The following is a 16071-nucleotide window of genomic DNA, read 5'->3' as shown; positions in this document are numbered from 1 at the left end:
CGCGAGATTGTGACCGACGGCGAGCACCGCCCACACAGCTCCGAACGTCGCGAGAGTCGCGACCTGCTCAACGCTCGTCATCGGGCACCGCCAGCAGCAGCGTTAGTGCAGAGAAGGTCGACGTGCGCCGCCCCGCCGTGCTTGGCCCAGGAGGCTTGGCCGGTGTGGTTCATCCACCACGCCACCGGCCACCGGCGGTCGATCACGGCGTGGGTGGTACCGATCCACAGCAGCGCGGCCACAGCGACGGGCAGTGACAGCGCGACGTCGTCGAGGGCCAGGGCCCCGACGGCCAGGGCGGCGGCGCAGGTGGCCACGTGGGTGGCGGCGTGACGCAGGTTGGCGGCCCACCCGGCGGCGCACCTGTCGGCCTTGTGGGCGGCCTGGTGGTCGGTCTGGAGCGGGTAGTCCGCCAGCAGGTGACCGAGGTAGAGCAGCACGAACAGGGAAGCGAACACGACGGCAGTTCCCTTCGGGTCAGGTGGCCGGGGCGGGCGCGCAGTCGGTGCAGGCCGGGTTGGTGCACAGCTCGATCCGGCCGAGCCCGAGCAGGCTGGTCAGGACGTTCGCGGCACGGCCCCCGGGCTCTCCGGCGATACGGAGACCGGCGGCGTGGAGGGTGCGAGTGAGGCGTTCACGGAAGGACACAGCGGTTCCCTTCGAGGTGCGAGGGGGCGGGGGCGTTGTGGCAGGGGACGCACATGCCGAGCGAGCGCGGGATGCAATACCCCACATCGGTGCGGCAGTTGGGGCAGGTGCGGCGCGCGGTCATCGCGGCGGCGAGCGCTGCGGTACGGCCCGGGGTCATGGGCCGGACGGGCCGGGCGCGGTCGATGCGGTAGAGGTAGGCGACCAGCGGAGCCCGCCCCCGACGCCGGGGGCGATGAACCTCCGCGACCACGTCCTGACCACCCGGCCGCAACCCCAGCGCACGGAGCTGACGCCGGGTGGCCAACCCGTCCGGGGCGAGCCGCCACCGGTACACGGCGGCCATCAGGCCGCCGCCTCACCCGCACCGGCCACCGACTGCTCGCGCTCGGCACGCAGCGTGTCCCGCAGGACTCGGGCCTTGGCCGGGGACGTGCGGACCGCCCGGCGGATGCCCTCGGCGGTCAGCTCCCGATCCGACCAGTCGGCCGTAGCCTTTCGAGCTTCGGTCAGGAGCTGGTCGGCGGTGCGGACCGGTCGGCTCGATCGGGCCACCTCGGGAACGCGTCCGGTCGCCCGGCGCGGGCGGGTCGACTCGGCGGCCACCGCGCCGACCGGGACCCGATCGGTCGACTTCACCAACGAGACCACCGGGGCGGCTTCCAGCTCCGCAGGAACCGGGGCCGGGATGATCGGCGCGGGGGCCGATTCCCCCAGGTCAGCTGTAGACCGATTTGCGTATGTCTCGGACGATTCATCCTGATTCGGGGTGTTGGCCGGTGTCTCGATCGGCCGGTGGTGCAGGACCTTGGCGACCAGGTCGGAGCCGAAGTAGATCGACCCGACCGGCAGTGACGTGGCCAGCAGGACCAGGGCCCAGTTGGCGGGGTCCCACTCGGCCAGTCGACCCCAGTCGACCACCTTGTCGTGGAGCTGCGGGACGAGCCCGTGGACGTAGTTGAGGACGAGTGAGGCCAGGGTGTAGGCGGCCAGCACCCGCAGCGCGAACCGTCGGGCATCACCGGTCAGGACCAGGGCCGCGACCAGCGCCAGGGCCATCAGCCCGTCCACGACGAAGGGGTAGAGCAACGCGGCCGTGGCGTCCGCACCGGTCGCCGTGGCGACGTCCCGCAACGCGTTCCACGAGACCCGGAACGCCATACCGACCACGCCGACCAGAGCGGCGACCAGCAGGCCCTTGCCGAAGCGGTTCATGACGCACCGCCGTTCCCGTACAGGAAGCGGAACAGGGCCATCTTCAATTCCACCCAGTCCAGGCCGGAGGCGGGCCGGGGGTAGCCGTGCTGGGTGAGCACGTCGGCCACGTCCAGGGTCAGACCCACGGTGAACCGGGCGTCATCCTCAGGCCGGGGCGTGATCGGGTAGGCGCGCCCGGCGGCGGCCGGACTGCTCTCCCGTGTCATCGGCTCACTCATGCCGCACCGTCCGAGGTGTTCACGGCGGCGGCCTGGTTGGTCAGGTCCCGGCGGGCGGCCAGCACCCGACGCCGGGCCCGACGGATACGCCGCTCATCCAGCTCGGACGGCATGCGGTCGATGGTCATGATCAGCGCATCCAGCAAGGCGACGTCCGCCAGGATCAGCGGCATCTCCCGGTCAATCGCGTCCAGCTCGGCGTCCGACGGTTCACCGTCGAACGGGGTGGCCGTAACAACGGCCTGAAGTGCTGCGATGCTCTTCATGGGTCTGTTCCTCTCAGGCAGGAACGGCTCAACACGAACCCCCGGAGTTACAGCTCCGGGGGTTCTCGCCGTTGGAACCAGCAATCCGGCTCCCCTCAGCCCCGCCCGTACGACCCCAGGGGGCCGGACGGGCAGAGGAGGCAACCGGCCGCAGCGTGAGCTGCGGAAGGTGACACGCCATCTCTCTGCCTGGCGCTCAGCAGGGCAGCTCGCTGCGGGTGGCACCGTGGTGTTCTCCAGGGCCGCAGGATCGTGCGTACTGCGCCGACGCGCCGCACCACTGCCGACGGCTCACCCGGCCGTCACGGGAGCGAGGGCTCTCACCTCGCTTCAGTTCACTGTTCAGTTCTCAAGGAACAGGGCTTCCTTTGGGCTCACTCCCGCTTCCGGGACCCTCCGGGCGCTCTGGTCGCGCACGTCGAAGCACCCCCAAGAGGGCCCTCCTTCGCCTCTGCCTGACGGCTGATGCGATACCTGTATTACAGGTCCTGCATTGGGGTTCTGTCAAGCGTGGCCGTGGTGGCTTCTTGTTTCGCGCCTTGACTTCCTGGCGCACCATCAGCATCAGGCCAGGCCGGGGGCGTTGTTCACCCCGTCCGTGGACAGCTGAAGGGCATCTGGCTACCTTCGAGAGGTCCCAAGACGTCCCACGGGGGTTGAGATGTCCAACGAACGCTTGCGCTCCGCCCTGCTCGCTCAGGGTGTGACCATCCAGGAACTGGCCGACTCGATCGAGGTCAACCCGAAGACGGTCGAACGCTGGATCACGCAGGGCAAAGTCCCCTACAGACGGCATCAGTACGCCACGGCCGTGAAGCTCAACGTCGATGTGACGACGCTGTGGGACGACTCGCGCGCTGTCGCTACGTCAACCGACTTGAGCAAGGCTGAGATCGTCACCATCTACCCGCACCGCCACATGGTGCCGAACACCTTGTGGCGTGAGATCTACGAACGAGCCGAGTCCCGGGTTGATGTCCTCGTCTACTCTGGGCTCTGGCTTTCGGAAGACCCGCTGTTTCATGACCTCTTGAAGAAGAAGGCGGAAGAAGCCACGCAGGTGCGGATCCTGCTGGGGGACCCGGACTGTGCGGCTGTGCGGCAGCGCGGTATAGACGAAGGCCACCGCATTATGGACGGCAAGATTCGCAACGCTCTGGTGAACTACCGACCGCTCTTCGCTAGCCACCCGGACATCGGCTTCCGCCTGCATGACGGGACGCTCTACAACTCGCTCTTCCGATCCGATGACGAGATGTTGGTGAACGCCCACGTCTACGGGATCGGGGCCTACATGGCGCCCGTCCTGCACCTGCGGCGGTTGCCAGGCGGCGGACTATTCGACACCTACGCGAATAGCATCGAACAGACCTGGGGCAGTGCCCGCCCGGTCTCGGACCACGACATCACGGGAGCTTGAACATGGGACGCATCGACTACCTTCACGATCCCGATGCCCCACCGGCCAACTCTGTCGTGCCGTCCGTCGTGGCCTTCGTCCAGAACGACTCAGGCGAGGTACTGCTGATCCAGCGGTCGGATAACGGCCGTTGGGCACTGCCCGGCGGTGGGCACGACGTGGGTGAGTCCATCAGCGACACCGTGGTGCGCGAGGTGTGGGAAGAGACCGGCATCAAAGCTGAAGTCGTCGACATGTCTGGGATCTACACAGACCCCGGGCACGTGATGCTGTACGACGACGGCGAGGCACGTCAGCAGTTCAGCATCTGCTTTCGCGCCCGCCCGGTCGGTGGAGACGTCCGGACGAGTGATGAGACGACGCAGGTCCGATGGGTCAGCCCATCGGACCTGCGGGAGTTCGACATCCACCCCACCATGCGGCTCCGGATCGAGCACGCTCTGGACCGGGAGCGGACAGCGCCCTACGTCGGCTGACGCTTGACGGTGGCAAGTCGCTCAAGGACGCGCACCGCGCAGCCGAGGATCTCCGGTTCGGCTCGGCGGATGAACATCCCGATCAAGCTCTCCGGACCGTAGCGACCAGCGATCTCATTGATCCGGTCCACGGGATTCGTCGGGGTGCCGTCCGGCGTGGTGTTCATGTCGCAGAAGCAGAGAGCATCGCTCAGGTGGGGATCCTCTCGGGGGAACTCCTCCTCCAGTTCATCCCGGAGCCCTCGGGCTTCCGCCTCCATCCACGCGCAGGAGTGATGAGCCACTAGGCGCACCACCCTCTCGTCAGCGCGAGCGACATCCCGCAGATACCGCGCCCCGTCCAGCGGGTGAAAGCCCGTCTTGGCAAGATCGGGCGCATAGCCGATGTCGTGAAGCACTGCTGCCGCTTCCAGCAGATCGGCGTCCGAGCCGAGGATCGGGCCAAGCACACGGGCTCTTTCTGCCACGCCCTGCGAGTGCGCCCACCGACGCGGCAGGGGCTCTGAGAGCAGCGATTCGGCAAGGGGGTATGCCCAATCGGTCAACACCTTGGTGCTCACGGGCTGGCACTCTCCTCTCGCTTCGGCAGGGACAGTACGGTGCGAGGCTTGCCCTGCTTGCTTTCCGACAGAAGCCCGGCGGCTTCCAGTTTGTGAAGCGCCTTGGCCAGGGTGGGCCGGGAGACGCCGAACCGCGCGCACAGCTTGGTCGAGCTCGGGAAGGTCGCCCCCACGGGGAGCTGGTCATTCGTGATCACGTCGGTGAGTCGTTCGGCCAACGGTCGGCGGTCGACGGCTTCACCGCGTCGCACTACTCGCAAGCGACTGCCAGCAACGCGTTCTGCGGCGCCCTGCTCCTGGAGGACATCGAAGACCCGGAGAGCTACGCCTCGGGAGACGCCGAACTCGCCCATCAGGTCCGCAGCCGTTGGTAGCTCGGTCATCGCCGGGTCGGCATCGATCCGAGCCCTGACGACTTCAGCGATCTTCAGGAAGGTCCCGCGAGGGCTGGCCTGCTGCGACACGAGTCTCCCCTCTCTCCGTCGTAGTCGGTCCAAGCTTGCCATGTTCCTCCATCTCGTCGGCTCTGCTGAGAGTGGTGCCCGGACTTGCCGGTGGGGCGCGAGTCGCGGCGCGGCGGGCCATGTGTGGGCCACGGCAGTGCTCGCGCGTAGGAGAACGCAGACGCTCTTGAACACCGCTCCTCGAAGCTGTCCGCTGTACCCCTCTGACCTGCCGCATCAACGCCGCTGAACGGCTGCGTGCGGCGATACGCGCAGTTGGAGAGCGTGGGGGCGTACGCAGCACGAAGCGATCTTCGGGTGTCCCGTGCAGAACCGATCGTCCTGCTTTGCGGAGCGGCCGAAGGGCCGGTCCCGGGCCACGGGCCTCGTGCCTGACCTGCGTAGTCCGCCCATTACTGGGCCGTCTGTGGGCCGTCAGGGGGTGGCCAAGGACGCCCGACGACCACCTTCAATGACCGTGACAGACGGTCGCGCCGGTCCTCGCGCCCGAGGTCAGAGGCCTGTGCGCATACGGGTTTCCCCCGGCGGGTGGACGTCAGGCAAGATGGGGTGTATCTGCCCACACCTCTATTGCTGCCGGACGGTTTCTCTTGGCTGAGTACATCTACACCATGCGCAAGACGCGCAAGGCGCACGGCGACAAGGTGATCCTTGACGACGTCACCTTGAACTTCCTGCCCGGTGCCAAGATCGGTGTCGTGGGACCCAACGGCGCCGGTAAGTCCACGGTGCTGAAGATCATGGCGGGCCTGGAGCAGCCGTCCAACGGTGACGCGTTCCTGTCGCCGGGGTTCAGCGTCGGCATCCTCATGCAGGAGCCGAAGCTGGACGAGGAGAAGACGGTCCTGGAGAACGTGCAGGACGGCGCCGCCGAGATCATGGGCAAGCTCAAGCGCTTCAACGAGGTCGCCGAGCTCATGGCGACCGACTACTCCGACGCGCTGATGGAGGAGATGGGCAAGCTCCAGGAGGACCTGGACCACGCGAACGCGTGGGACCTGGACGCCCAGCTGGAGCAGGCCATGGACGCCCTGGGCTGCCCGCCCGGCGACTGGCCGGTCACCAACCTCTCCGGTGGCGAGAAGCGCCGGGTGGCGCTCTGCAAGCTCCTCATCGAGGCCCCGGACCTGCTCCTCCTCGACGAGCCCACCAACCACCTCGACGCCGAGTCGGTGAACTGGCTGGAGCAGCACCTCTCGAAGTACTCGGGTGCCGTCGTCGCCGTCACCCACGACCGGTACTTCCTCAACAACGTCGCCGAGTGGATCCTCGAACTCGACCGCGGCCGCGCGATCCCCTACGAGGGCAACTACTCCACCTACCTCGACAAGAAGGCCACCCGCCTCAAGGTCGAGGGCCGCAAGGACGAGAAGCGGCAGAAGCGCCTCAAGGAGGAGCTGGAGTGGGTGCGGTCGAACGCCAAGGGGCGTCAGACCAAGTCCAAGGCCCGTCTCGCCCGGTACGAGGAGATGGCGGCCGAGGCGGAGAAGATGCGGAAGCTGGACTTCGAGGAGATCCAGATTCCGCCGGGCCCCCGGCTCGGCTCCATCGTCGTCGAGGTCGAGAACCTCTCGAAGGCCTTCGGCGACAAGGTCCTCATCGACGACCTGTCGTTCACGCTGCCCCGTAACGGCATCGTCGGCGTCATCGGTCCGAACGGCGCGGGCAAGACCACGCTGTTCAAGATGATCCAGGGCCTGGAGACCCCGGACACCGGCTCCATCAAGATCGGTGACACGGTCAAGATCTCCTACGTCGACCAGTCCCGCGCCAACATCGACCCGAAGAAGACCCTCTGGGCCGTCGTCTCGGACGAGCTGGACTACATCAACGTCGGCCAGGTCGAGATGCCGTCCCGCGCCTACGTCTCCGCGTTCGGCTTCAAGGGCCCGGACCAGCAGAAGCCGGCCGGTGTCCTCTCCGGTGGTGAGCGCAACCGCCTCAACCTGGCCCTCACGCTCAAGGAGGGCGGCAACCTGCTGCTCCTCGACGAGCCCACCAACGACCTGGACGTCGAGACGCTCTCCTCGCTGGAGAACGCCCTCCTGGAGTTCCCGGGCGCGGCGGTGGTCATCTCCCACGACCGCTGGTTCCTGGACCGCGTCGCCACGCACATCCTCGCCTACGAGGGTGACTCCAAGTGGTACTGGTTCGAGGGCAACTTCGAGTCGTACGAGAAGAACAAGGTCGAGCGCCTCGGTCCGGACGCGGCCCGTCCGCACCGTGCCACGTACAAGAAGCTCACGCGAGGCTGATCGTCTTGGCTCGTCACCTCTACAGCTGCCCTCTGCGCTGGTCGGACATGGATGCCTTCGGCCACGTCAACAACGTGGTCTTCCTCCGCTATCTGGAGGAGGCGCGCATCGACTTCATGTTCCGGCTGGCGCCGGGGGACGGCTCGCCGTCGTTCTCGGGCGGGTCCGTCGTGGCCCGGCACGAGATCGACTACGTACGGCCGCTGGTCCACCGGCACGAGCCGGTGACCGTCGAGTCGTGGGTCACGAAGATAGGCGCCGCGTCCCTGACGATCGCCTATGAGATCAAGGACCCCGAGCAGGTGTACGTACGGGCCTCGACCGTCGTCGTCCCCTACGACCTGGCGGCGGAGCGGCCCCGGCGGATCTCCGCCGAGGAGAAGCTCTTCCTCCAGAAGTACCTGGCAGAGGAGCCCGCCGCGGCATGACCGTGCCCGTGCAGTCGCTGCTGTTCGCCGACCCGAGGGAGGCGGCGGATCTCGCCGCCTTCCTCGGCCGGCTGCTCCACTACGACCGGGCCGCCGCGGTCCGGTTGCAGGCGGGCGGCGGCGACGCGCTGGCCGTGTTCGGCCGCCCGCCCTCCTTCGAGGTCCTCGCCATCCGTGCGGCCCGTCTGGCCCGCCCCGAGACGCTCGACATCACGGTGTCGGCTGGGGAACTGCTGGAGTCCCTCGACGTCTCCGGTGAGGGCCCCGGCGAGCAGGCCGGGGCGCTGCCCGCACCCGTCACCGGGCCGCCGTGGACCGGTGTCCTGCCGCCCCGGGGGCCCTGGCGGGAGCAGGCCGGGCTGCCCGGTCCGGACGCCCTGCGCACCGCCCTCGACGCGGCTGTCGCCGAATTCCGTACGCGGGACGAAGCGCTGCCCGAGGAGTCGCGCACCCGCGCCGAGCGCGACCGGATCGGCCGTGAGATCTGGTCCCGGCCGGTCGGTACGACGGACCTGCCCCTGCGCGCCGTGCACGCCGCCCAGTCCCTCGGCTTCCTCCGAGCCGACCCGGACTTCCCGGTCTCGCTGTTCGCCTCGGGCGGCTGGCTGCGGCTGCGGACCCCGTTCGGCTCGATCGCCCTGCGCCGCGACCGGACCGGCGGCCTCGGCGGGCCGGGCGGACTGGGGCTGTCGGTCGGGCCTGGCTGAATCGTCGGAGCCGACTGCTCTGTCGGGCCTGGTTGATCTGCCGGGCCTGGCTGGATCGTCGGAATCGGTTGATCTGCCGGACCTGGCTGGATCGTCGGACCTGGCTGAACCACCGGACCCGGTTGAACCCTCGGACCCGGCTGCGGCATACGGCTCCGGGAGCCCCCGACCGCCTCGCCGCCTGCGGCTGCTACTGCTCCGGAGCTCCCTCGGACCTCCCCTCCGTGCCGCCCGGCTCCCCGTGCGCGTCCGGCCAGACGCCGATGTGGTCCTGCTCCAGCTCCAGCAGCACCCGGTGCTCCATGCCCAGCGCCCGCGTGTGGTCCGCGGGCAGCTGGAGCCGGCCCGCCCGGTCGAGCATCGCGTACTCCCGGGCCACCTGGGACTCCTGGCCCGTCGCCGCGTCCACCTCCGTGCGGCGCAGCACCTCGGAGGACGTACGGCCGTCACGGATGGCGACCGTACGGCGCACCTCGTTCGCCACCGCCTGGTCATGGGTGACGATCACGATCGAGGTGCCCAGCTCCTCGTTGGCCCGCCGGAACGCGGCGAACACCTGCTCCCCGGTGGCCGAGTCCAGTTCGCCGGTCGGCTCGTCCGCGAGCAGGACGGAAGGGGAGTTGGCCAGCGCCACCGCGATGGCCACCCGCTGCTGCTGCCCGCCCGACAGCTGCTGGGGCCGCCGGTCACGGCAGTCCGCGATGTCGAGCATGGCGAGCAACGACTCGGCGCGGGCGGCCCGTTCGCGCTTGCTGCCGCCGCCGCGCAACTGCATGGGCAGGGTGATGTTCTGGATCGCGGTGAGATACGGGAGCAGATTGCGGGCGGTCTGCTGCCAGACGAACCCGACCACGTCACGGCGGTAGCGCAGCCGCTCCTTCGGCCCCATCGACAGCAGATCGCATCCCGCGACCTTCGCCGATCCGGCGGTCGGCACGTCCAGGCCCGCCAGGATGTTCATCAGCGTCGACTTGCCGCTGCCCGACGCCCCCACCAGGGCCATCAACTCGCCCTCGGCAACCAGCAGATCGAGGCCCTGGAGGGCCTGCACCTCCACCCCGTCCGTGGTGAAGATGCGCACCACACGGTCGCAGGCGATCAGCGCGTCGTGGCCGTAGGAGGGGCGGTCCCGGCGGGCCGCCGCGCGCTGCTCCAGCTCGGCCAGCGTCGTCTCGGCCCCACGGGCCGTGGCTGCCGTCCGGGCGGACGTGGTGGACGAGGTCATCGGGAGTCTCCTGCCCTGAGTTCGGTGATCGATCCGCGGCGGCTCGCCCACCACGCCTGGACGCCCGCGACCGCGGCGGCGAGCGCGACCACCCCGGCCGCCGGAAGCCCGAGCGACCACAGGTCGGTGCGCAACGGGACGGGGTCCGGGGCCGATCCGGCGACGCCCGCGAGCGCCAGTGCGACCAGATCGACGCCGGGGGAGAGGAGGACGATGGTCGCCCAGCCGGTGAACAGGCCGCCGACCGCCGCCAGCAGCGCCTGCGGCATCGCCTCGAAGGCCAGCAGCCGCCTGCCCTGTCCGGTGGTCAGCCCCATCGTGCGCAGCCGCGCCAGCAGCGTCCTGCGTTCCGGTGCGGTCTGGAGCAGCGACAGCAGTACGGCCAGCAGCGCGTATCCGGCGCCCGCCACGACGGCCGCGAGGTAGATGCGTTCGGCGCCCGCCTGCATCGGGGCGTTCACATACCGCTCGCGCTCCTCGGAACGCAGCTGTACGACGTACTTCTTGCCGCTCCCGCCGACCGCCGCGTGCAGCTTCCCGGGGTCCGGCGTGCCGTTGAGGAACAGGGTGGTGGGTTCCCCGTGGTCGAGCGAGGCGGAGTTCACGATCAGGAAGTGCGCGGTCGAGACCGCTGCCGTGCGCGAGGCCACCCCCACGATCCGGACCTCGAAGTCGCCGGACAAGGTGGTGACGGCGACCGGCTCCTTGCCCAGGCGGGCCGCCACCGACGGGGACGCGATCGCCGGAAGGACGCGCCCGGGGCCGGGTTCCGCGCCCTTCGGCACCGGCGCCGCCGGGCCGGTGGCCTTCAGCCGGGCGGCGGGGAACTCCGGCAGCCCGGTCGCGCGCGCCAGCCGGGCGTACGTGGCGGGGTCGACGCCCACCAGGGCCGCGCTGTCGGCGCCCGCAGCCCCGGTGCCGCTCGCACCGGCTCCCGCGGCGTCGATGCCGCCCACGTCCGCCGTCGGCAGGGCCACGCTGTGCTCGACACGTACCGGAGCGACGTTCTCCACCCCGTCGAGGTCCTTCACCGTACGGACCAGGGGACCGGGCAGCGTCGTCCGCTCGCTCAGCCCGCTGATCCGGGCATCCGCCCCCACGGCCTTCAGCGCCGCGTCGTCCCGGGCGTCCCCGATGCCCGCCACCACCGACCCGCCGAACGCGGCCGTGGCCAGCGCCAGCAGCAGGGCGAGCAACGGCAGTGTCCCGCCGGCCGAGGACCGCCCGGCGCGGGCGAGCGACAGGAAGCCGATCGCCCCGCGCAGCCGGGCCACGGGGCGCGCGGCGAGACGCAAGGGCAACGGGTAGAGCCGGACCAGGACGAGAGCCGCGATCAGGGCGACCAGCACCGGTGCCGCGCTGACCAGCAGATCCGTGCCGCCGCCGCTCGACGTACCGCGCCGCAGCAGGGCCGTCACCGCGCCGACCGCCAGCACCAGCAGCGTCAGCTCGGCGACGGTGCGCCGACGGGACGGCCGGGCGCTCACCATGTCCTCGCGCGCCCCGTGCAGCGTCGGCCGGATGTGCTGGAGCGTCGTCCGCAGCGGCAGGGCCAGGCACACCAGCAGGCCGGTCCCCGTCGCCGCCAGCGTTCCCGGCCACCACCGGCCCTCGCCCACCACCAGCACCGCGAGCAGCAGCCCGAGCGCGGCGGCGGGCAGCACCGTCACCGCGGTCTCCGCGAGCAGCCGTCCGCCGATGCCGCGCAGGGAGGCGCCGCGCGAGCGCAGCAGGGCCAGTTCGCTGCGGCGACGCCCGCCGATCAGGGCCCCCGTCATCAGCAGGACGACAGCGGCCACGGAGGCGATGCCCAGGGCGGCGACCGCGATCACGGGACTGATCGCCTCGCGCATCCGGGCGTTCGCCGCCACGATGTGGCCGAGCCCGCTGCGGACCACCGCGGTGTCCCCGGCGATCTCCCGCGCCTTCAGCAGCCCGGGCCCGCTCTCCAGGGAGGCGAGGACGGACGCCAGACGGGGGCCGTCGGGGCCGGTCAGAGCCGCCGGGTCGGGCGGAATCCGCCAGTACAGGGCGGGCTCGGTGGCCGTGCTCAGCAGGACCGGAGCGGCGTCCTCGGCCAGCAGGACCGTGCCGGTCCAGAAGTAGGTCGAAAAGGGACTCGTGGGGTCCGGGACCAGGGACGGGCTGCGCAGCAGCGGATCGGCGGACCAGTAGCTGCCGTGCGGGTCACGCGGGGCGACGATGCCGGTGATCCGTACGGTGACGGTCTCGCCCGACGCCGTGGGCACCGCGAGCCTCGCGCCGACCTTCACCTTCAGCTCGGCGGCCGTCTCCTCGGTGACCGCGCCCTCCACCGCACGGGAGTCCGAGGTCACCCGGCCCGTCGTCGCGGGCCAGGCCCCCGAGCTGAGCGTGGCGTGCTCCCTCAGGCCGAGCTGTGCCGCATAGGTGAGCCGCGGCGGAGCCGCGTCGGGGCGCGGCAGCCAGGGTTCGGTGGCGACGACCGGCTTCGTGGTGCGCACCCCGTACGCGACGGAGGACGTGTCGGCGCGCAGCGGTGCGGGCAGTGCCTTCAGCAGCTCCCCGCCGACGCGCGTCAGCTGCGGGCCGCGCATCTCGGCCTCGCGTTGCCCCTGCGGGAGTTCGAGGCCGGGCTGCGGACGCGCGACCTCCACGACGCTGCGGTTCGGGTCGGCGGTCAGGATGTCGTGGCGCAGCCCCTTCGTCTCGTACGCGTCCACCGCGCGCGGAAACGAGGCGGCGAGGAACACGGTCACCAGCACCAGTACCGCGAGGGCCACCGCCGCACCGGGCGCGGTCCGCAGCCGGGTCCGTATCCACGGGGCTTCCGCCGACCGCCTGTTGTCGTCGCTCATGTCAGTGGTCCCCCTGGTGGCGCAGCGATACCGCCGGGTCCCCGCGGCGGAGCGCGAGCGTCGCGACGATCACGAGAGGCAGCGCGGCGACCCCGGCCAGCAGTGCGGCGACCTGCCCGGCGGGCAGTTCCACCAGCACCGGGGGCACGGGCCGGTCCGCCTGCCCGGTCAGCACGATCAGCGGGACGACGGCCCGGGTCAGCACGGTGCCGATGGCCGCCCCGATCAGCAGGGCGATGGCGATGAGGACGCCCTGTTCGGCGGCGACCATCCGGGCCAGCTGGCGGCGTGGCGCGCCGAGCGCCCGCAGCACGCCCAGCTCGGCGGACCGTTCACGCCGGGAGCCGGAGGCGCTGACGGCGAAGCCGACCGCGGCGAGCGCGGCGGCGACCACCGCGACGGCGGGCAGCGCGGACTGCGGGCCCGCGCCCAACGGGTCGTCGACCAGCCGCTGGGCGGCCTCGGCGCGGACCAGCACCTGGGCCGGATCGGTGTCCGGCCGGGCGCGCAGTGCGGCGGCCACCTTCGCGCTGTCGCCGGGGGCGGTGCTCAGCCACCATTCGTTCGCCTCGATCGTGGCGGTCGGCCGGTGGGCCAGGGCACCGGCGACCGCCCTGAGGTCGAGCAGCAGCCCGCCGCCGCCCGCTGTCGGGTCCGGGGCGCCGGTGGGGGTGCCGGTGGTCGGCAGCTGCCGTACCGCCTTCACCAGGGTCACCCGGACGGTGTTCCCGGCCAGCGTGAGATCGATCTCGTCGCCCGGCTTCGTGCTGGTGCTCCTCAGGTAGGCGTCCGTCGCCACCGCCTTCACCGCCGCGGCCCGGGGCCTGACCGCGGTGATCCGCAGGGTGCCGGTGGTCCGCTCCCAGGGGTCGAGGTCCTGCACGCCGGTGTCGTAAGTGAAGTCCGGCGCACCGGAAGACCTGTTCGGCACGGGCCGTTCGCCCGGCCGGTCCTCACCGAATTCGGTGAGCGTCACGGCGGCCTTCCAGCGCACCGAGCCGGGCGTCGCCACGGCGTGTTCGGCGCCGGATGCGGTGACCACCCGTACGTCGCTCACCGAGACCCTGCGCTTCTCCGCCGCGCCGGAGGGGGCGTCGCCGTCGACCTCGATGCCGGTCAGGGACAGTCCGGCCGCCGCCGACACCGGGATGGACACCGTGGCGGGACGGTCGCCGACCGGGACGGATCCGGCCAGCACCCGGTGGGGGAGCCCGTACCGGTCCTCCAGCAGCAGGGTGACCACGGGCGGCTGCCCGTCCGGATTGTCGAAGACGTCGTCCTCGGAGGCGTCGGCGCGCTTCGGCGGCACCGCGGTGATCCGCAGGTCCAGCTTCAGCCGGGTGCTGTCCTTCGGCAGGACGAGCCCGGCGCGGCTGTCCCGCTCCGGGGCGATCGCGTCGAACAGCTGCTGGGGGGACCCGTCGGTGAGGTCGGAGCGCAGCAGCATCCGCTCGTCCGCGTGCGCCGTGTCCAGGGCGAGGACCTCGGCCCTGCGCCCGCCGGAGACCTCCACCTCAGTCCGGTGGGCGGGGGCGGCCTGCCGCACCCCGTCCACCGAGGCGTACGCACCGGCCGTCACCGGAGTGCCTCCGTGCTCGCCCACGACCCGGACCGAGGCGCCGGAGCCGAAGTCAGCCTGGTCGCTCTGCGAACGGTTCCAGGAGGCGCTCTGCCCGATGGCCAGCATGCCCATCGCGACCGACAGCACCAGCAGCAGCACCGGTCCCGCGCCGCGCATCGGGCGCCTGCTGAACTGCCAGCCCGCCAGTGCGGCGGGCAGCCCGCGGCCCTTGGCGGCACGCCGTTCGGCGAGCTTCGCGGCGGGCGGGAGCAGCCGCAGCGTGAGCACGGTCCCGGCGAGCAGGGCCAGCGCCGGAGCGGCGACCAGCAGGGGGTCGATCCCGAGCCTGCCGTCCTGGCCGCCGCTGAGCGCCCCGCTGCCGGACCCCGTGGTCTGCCGCTCCAGCTGCCAGTACGCCACCGCCGCGATGAGCAGCAGCCCGATGTCGGCGCCCGCCCGCACGGGTGCCGGCAGCGAGGCCGCCCGGGTCCTGCGCCCGCCCGCCCCGGCCGTCAGTGACGGAGCGACCACCGCCAGGGCACAGGCCAGCGCCACGGCCGCGGAGACCAGCCATACCGTCGCGGTGGAGCTCTCCCCGACCCGCAGCCCGATCCGGGACAGGGCGCCGCGCTCGGCCAGCAGGCCGGTCAGCGGCCCCGCCAGCAGCGGGGCGACCAGCGCGGCGGGAGCGGCGAGCAGCAGCGCCTCGATCGCCGCGAACGAGGTGATCCGGCCGCGCGATCCGCCCCGGGCCCGCAGCAGTTCCCGTTCCCCGTCGCGCTCGCTGTTCAGCAGCCGGGCCACGAGCAGCAGGGCGTACGCGGCCAGCAGCACCAGCTGCACCGCGACGATCATCAGCGTGGAGCGGGAGACGAGCAGCGCCCGGTCGAGCTGGTCGAGCACGGTGGGCAGCGAGGTCCGCGCGGTGACCCCGGACTTGAACACGGGCGCGGCGGTGAGGGCCTCGGGGGCGTCCGACGACGCCCGGTGCAGCCCGGCCATGGAGCCGGTGGTCAGGGTGGCGAAGTCCGCGGTGGCCAGCCAGGACGTCTCCCCGTCGCCGAGGCTCCCGGAGGTCAGCGGGGCGGGGTGCGTGAGCAGGGGACCGTACGTCGTGAAGGCGAGCTTGCGCACCCCGCGCCCGCCGAGCGGGTCCAGCTGCCAGTACGGGTCGGACTGGTCGAGTGCCTCGTAGACGCCGGTGACCAGGATCTGCTGCGGCTTGTCGTCGCGCAGCCGGTCGGTGACGGTGAGCCGCGCGCCCGGCTTCAGCTTCAGGGCCTCGGCGGCGACGAGGGGCAGCGCCACCTGGACCGGTCCCGAGCCGCCCGGCGCGGCGGGCGCCCGGCCCTCGGTGATCCGGACCCGGTCGCGGTCCAGGGCGGCGAAGTGGGTGAGGTCCGGCTCGCCGCGCCGGGCGGCCGGGGACTGGAGGCCGCGCGGCAGCGCGTACGCCCCCGAGCTCTCCAGCTTCCCCACGTTCACGGGCAGCCCGTCGAAGGCGTCGAGGGCGGCCGCGCGGACGGTGGCATCGGCCTCGGCGCGCCGGTCGTGGTCCACCGAGGCGGAGACGACGAGCGAGGCGGAGGCGGCGGACCGGTGGGTGAGCGTGTGGCGCAGAGCCGCGTCGCCCACCGAGCCGGAGAACGCGGTGAGCGCGGCCAGGACGGACGTGGTCAGCAGAACGGCGAGCACGGCCGCGGAGAGGAGAAGGCGGTGCGCCCTCACCCGCAGCAAGACAAAACCCGTCACCTGTGTCCCCCGCCCCGTCAACACCGTGTCCGCACG

Annotated in this window: 16 protein-coding genes; 5 read left to right on the top strand and 11 right to left on the bottom strand. The window is 71.5% G+C overall.

Annotated features, from left to right (window positions below):
* Positions 1-77: 77 nt before the first annotated feature.
* Genes CIB93_RS29050 through CIB93_RS29030 form a run of 6 tightly spaced genes read right to left on the bottom strand, consistent with a single transcriptional unit; the run spans position 78 to position 2350 of the window.
* Positions 78-458 (bottom strand): DUF3307 domain-containing protein, encoded by a 381-nt coding sequence (locus CIB93_RS29050; RefSeq protein WP_096631170.1) that lies wholly within the window; start codon positions 456-458, stop codon positions 78-80.
* A 19-nt stretch (positions 459-477) separates the two neighbouring features.
* A complete protein-coding gene (locus CIB93_RS38175) occupies positions 478-648 on the bottom strand; it encodes a hypothetical protein (RefSeq protein WP_179500284.1) in 171 nt (56 codons plus the stop codon).
* The gene (locus tag CIB93_RS29045) at positions 635-994 is read right to left on the bottom strand and encodes an RRQRL motif-containing zinc-binding protein (protein ID WP_096631169.1); all 360 of its coding nucleotides are present in this window, start codon (positions 992-994) and stop codon (positions 635-637) included. Before CIB93_RS29045 ends, CIB93_RS38175 begins: the two co-directional genes overlap by 14 nt.
* Complete coding sequence (locus CIB93_RS29040; protein ID WP_096631167.1) at positions 994-1863, bottom strand: DUF2637 domain-containing protein; 870 nt, start codon at positions 1861-1863, stop codon at positions 994-996. The genes CIB93_RS29045 and CIB93_RS29040 overlap by 1 nt, the downstream gene beginning before the upstream one ends.
* On the bottom strand, positions 1860-2084 hold the full coding sequence (locus CIB93_RS29035; RefSeq protein ID WP_257002420.1) for a hypothetical protein: 225 nt from the start codon (positions 2082-2084) through the stop codon (positions 1860-1862). Before CIB93_RS29035 ends, CIB93_RS29040 begins: the two co-directional genes overlap by 4 nt.
* Entirely contained in the window at positions 2081-2350 is a 270-nt protein-coding gene (locus CIB93_RS29030; RefSeq protein WP_096631164.1) for a DUF6284 family protein, read from the bottom strand. Before CIB93_RS29030 ends, CIB93_RS29035 begins: the two co-directional genes overlap by 4 nt.
* A 661-nt stretch (positions 2351-3011) precedes the next feature.
* Here CIB93_RS29030 and CIB93_RS29025 point away from each other — a divergent pair.
* On the top strand, positions 3012-3770 hold the full coding sequence (locus CIB93_RS29025; protein ID WP_096631163.1) for an XRE family transcriptional regulator: 759 nt from the start codon (positions 3012-3014) through the stop codon (positions 3768-3770).
* Between the two features lie 2 nt (positions 3771-3772).
* A complete protein-coding gene (locus tag CIB93_RS29020; RefSeq protein WP_086777680.1) occupies positions 3773-4246 on the top strand; it encodes an NUDIX domain-containing protein in 474 nt (157 codons plus the stop codon).
* On the opposite strand, the gene CIB93_RS29015 is transcribed toward CIB93_RS29020, so the two are convergent.
* Together CIB93_RS29015 and CIB93_RS29010 are read right to left on the bottom strand one after the other, a co-directional pair.
* Positions 4234-4806 (bottom strand): HD domain-containing protein, encoded by a 573-nt coding sequence (locus CIB93_RS29015; RefSeq protein ID WP_096631161.1) that lies wholly within the window; start codon positions 4804-4806, stop codon positions 4234-4236. The two genes, CIB93_RS29020 and CIB93_RS29015, sit on opposite strands and share 13 nt — an antisense overlap.
* Complete coding sequence (locus CIB93_RS29010) at positions 4803-5270, bottom strand: GntR family transcriptional regulator (RefSeq protein WP_096631160.1); 468 nt, start codon at positions 5268-5270, stop codon at positions 4803-4805. Before CIB93_RS29010 ends, CIB93_RS29015 begins: the two co-directional genes overlap by 4 nt.
* A gap of 590 nt (positions 5271-5860) precedes the next feature.
* On the opposite strand from CIB93_RS29010, the gene ettA reads away from it, so the two are divergent.
* The 3 genes from ettA to CIB93_RS28995 are packed head-to-tail and all read left to right on the top strand — an operon-like array spanning position 5861 to position 8660.
* Positions 5861-7525 carry an energy-dependent translational throttle protein EttA gene (gene ettA, locus CIB93_RS29005; RefSeq protein WP_096631158.1) on the top strand — a complete coding sequence of 555 codons (1665 nt, stop codon included), beginning with the start codon at positions 5861-5863 and terminating at the stop codon, positions 7523-7525.
* 5 nt (positions 7526-7530) lie between these two features.
* Positions 7531-7953 carry a thioesterase family protein gene (locus CIB93_RS29000; protein WP_107470987.1) on the top strand — a complete coding sequence of 141 codons (423 nt, stop codon included), beginning with the start codon at positions 7531-7533 and terminating at the stop codon, positions 7951-7953.
* Positions 7950-8660: a hypothetical protein gene (locus CIB93_RS28995; protein WP_096631155.1), complete on the top strand. Its 711-nt coding sequence runs from the start codon at positions 7950-7952 to the stop codon at positions 8658-8660. The genes CIB93_RS29000 and CIB93_RS28995 overlap by 4 nt, the downstream gene beginning before the upstream one ends.
* A 190-nt stretch (positions 8661-8850) precedes the next feature.
* Here the strand turns inward: CIB93_RS28995 and CIB93_RS28990 are convergent, their stop codons facing one another.
* From CIB93_RS28990 to CIB93_RS28980, 3 genes are read right to left on the bottom strand one after another with little or no spacing between them, the layout of a single operon-like run.
* Positions 8851-9885, bottom strand: a complete 1035-nt coding sequence (locus tag CIB93_RS28990) for an ABC transporter ATP-binding protein (RefSeq protein WP_096631153.1) — start codon at positions 9883-9885, stop codon at positions 8851-8853.
* A complete protein-coding gene (locus CIB93_RS28985) occupies positions 9882-12722 on the bottom strand; it encodes an FtsX-like permease family protein (RefSeq protein WP_096631152.1) in 2841 nt (946 codons plus the stop codon). The genes CIB93_RS28990 and CIB93_RS28985 overlap by 4 nt, the downstream gene beginning before the upstream one ends.
* 1 nt (position 12723) lies before the next feature.
* The gene (locus CIB93_RS28980) at positions 12724-16035 is read right to left on the bottom strand and encodes an ABC transporter permease (RefSeq protein WP_096631150.1); all 3312 of its coding nucleotides are present in this window, start codon (positions 16033-16035) and stop codon (positions 12724-12726) included.
* Between the last annotated feature and the right edge of the window lie 36 nt (positions 16036-16071).

This window comes from Streptomyces sp. WZ.A104 (assembly GCF_002382885.1).
Lineage (GTDB): Bacteria > Actinomycetota > Actinomycetes > Streptomycetales > Streptomycetaceae > Streptomyces.
Note: the sequence above shows the minus strand (reverse complement) of the source record. Positions and strands in the feature narration are given on the sequence as shown.

Excerpts from the sequence above, each read along its gene's own strand:
- CIB93_RS29045 (WP_096631169.1), bottom strand. The coding sequence starts at position 994 with ATGGCCGCCGTGTACCGGTGGCGGCTCGCCCCGGACGGGTTGGCCACC.
- CIB93_RS29040 (WP_096631167.1), bottom strand. The coding sequence starts at position 1,863 with ATGAACCGCTTCGGCAAGGGCCTGCTGGTCGCCGCTCTGGTCGGCGTG.
- CIB93_RS29035 (WP_257002420.1), bottom strand. The coding sequence starts at position 2,084 with ATGAGTGAGCCGATGACACGGGAGAGCAGTCCGGCCGCCGCCGGGCGC.
- CIB93_RS29030 (WP_096631164.1), bottom strand. The coding sequence starts at position 2,350 with ATGAAGAGCATCGCAGCACTTCAGGCCGTTGTTACGGCCACCCCGTTC.
- CIB93_RS29025 (WP_096631163.1), top strand. The coding sequence starts at position 3,012 with ATGTCCAACGAACGCTTGCGCTCCGCCCTGCTCGCTCAGGGTGTGACC.
- CIB93_RS29020 (WP_086777680.1), top strand. The coding sequence starts at position 3,773 with ATGGGACGCATCGACTACCTTCACGATCCCGATGCCCCACCGGCCAAC.
- CIB93_RS28995 (WP_096631155.1), top strand. The coding sequence starts at position 7,950 with ATGACCGTGCCCGTGCAGTCGCTGCTGTTCGCCGACCCGAGGGAGGCG.
- CIB93_RS28990 (WP_096631153.1), bottom strand. The coding sequence starts at position 9,885 with ATGACCTCGTCCACCACGTCCGCCCGGACGGCAGCCACGGCCCGTGGG.
- CIB93_RS28985 (WP_096631152.1), bottom strand. The coding sequence starts at position 12,722 with ATGAGCGACGACAACAGGCGGTCGGCGGAAGCCCCGTGGATACGGACC.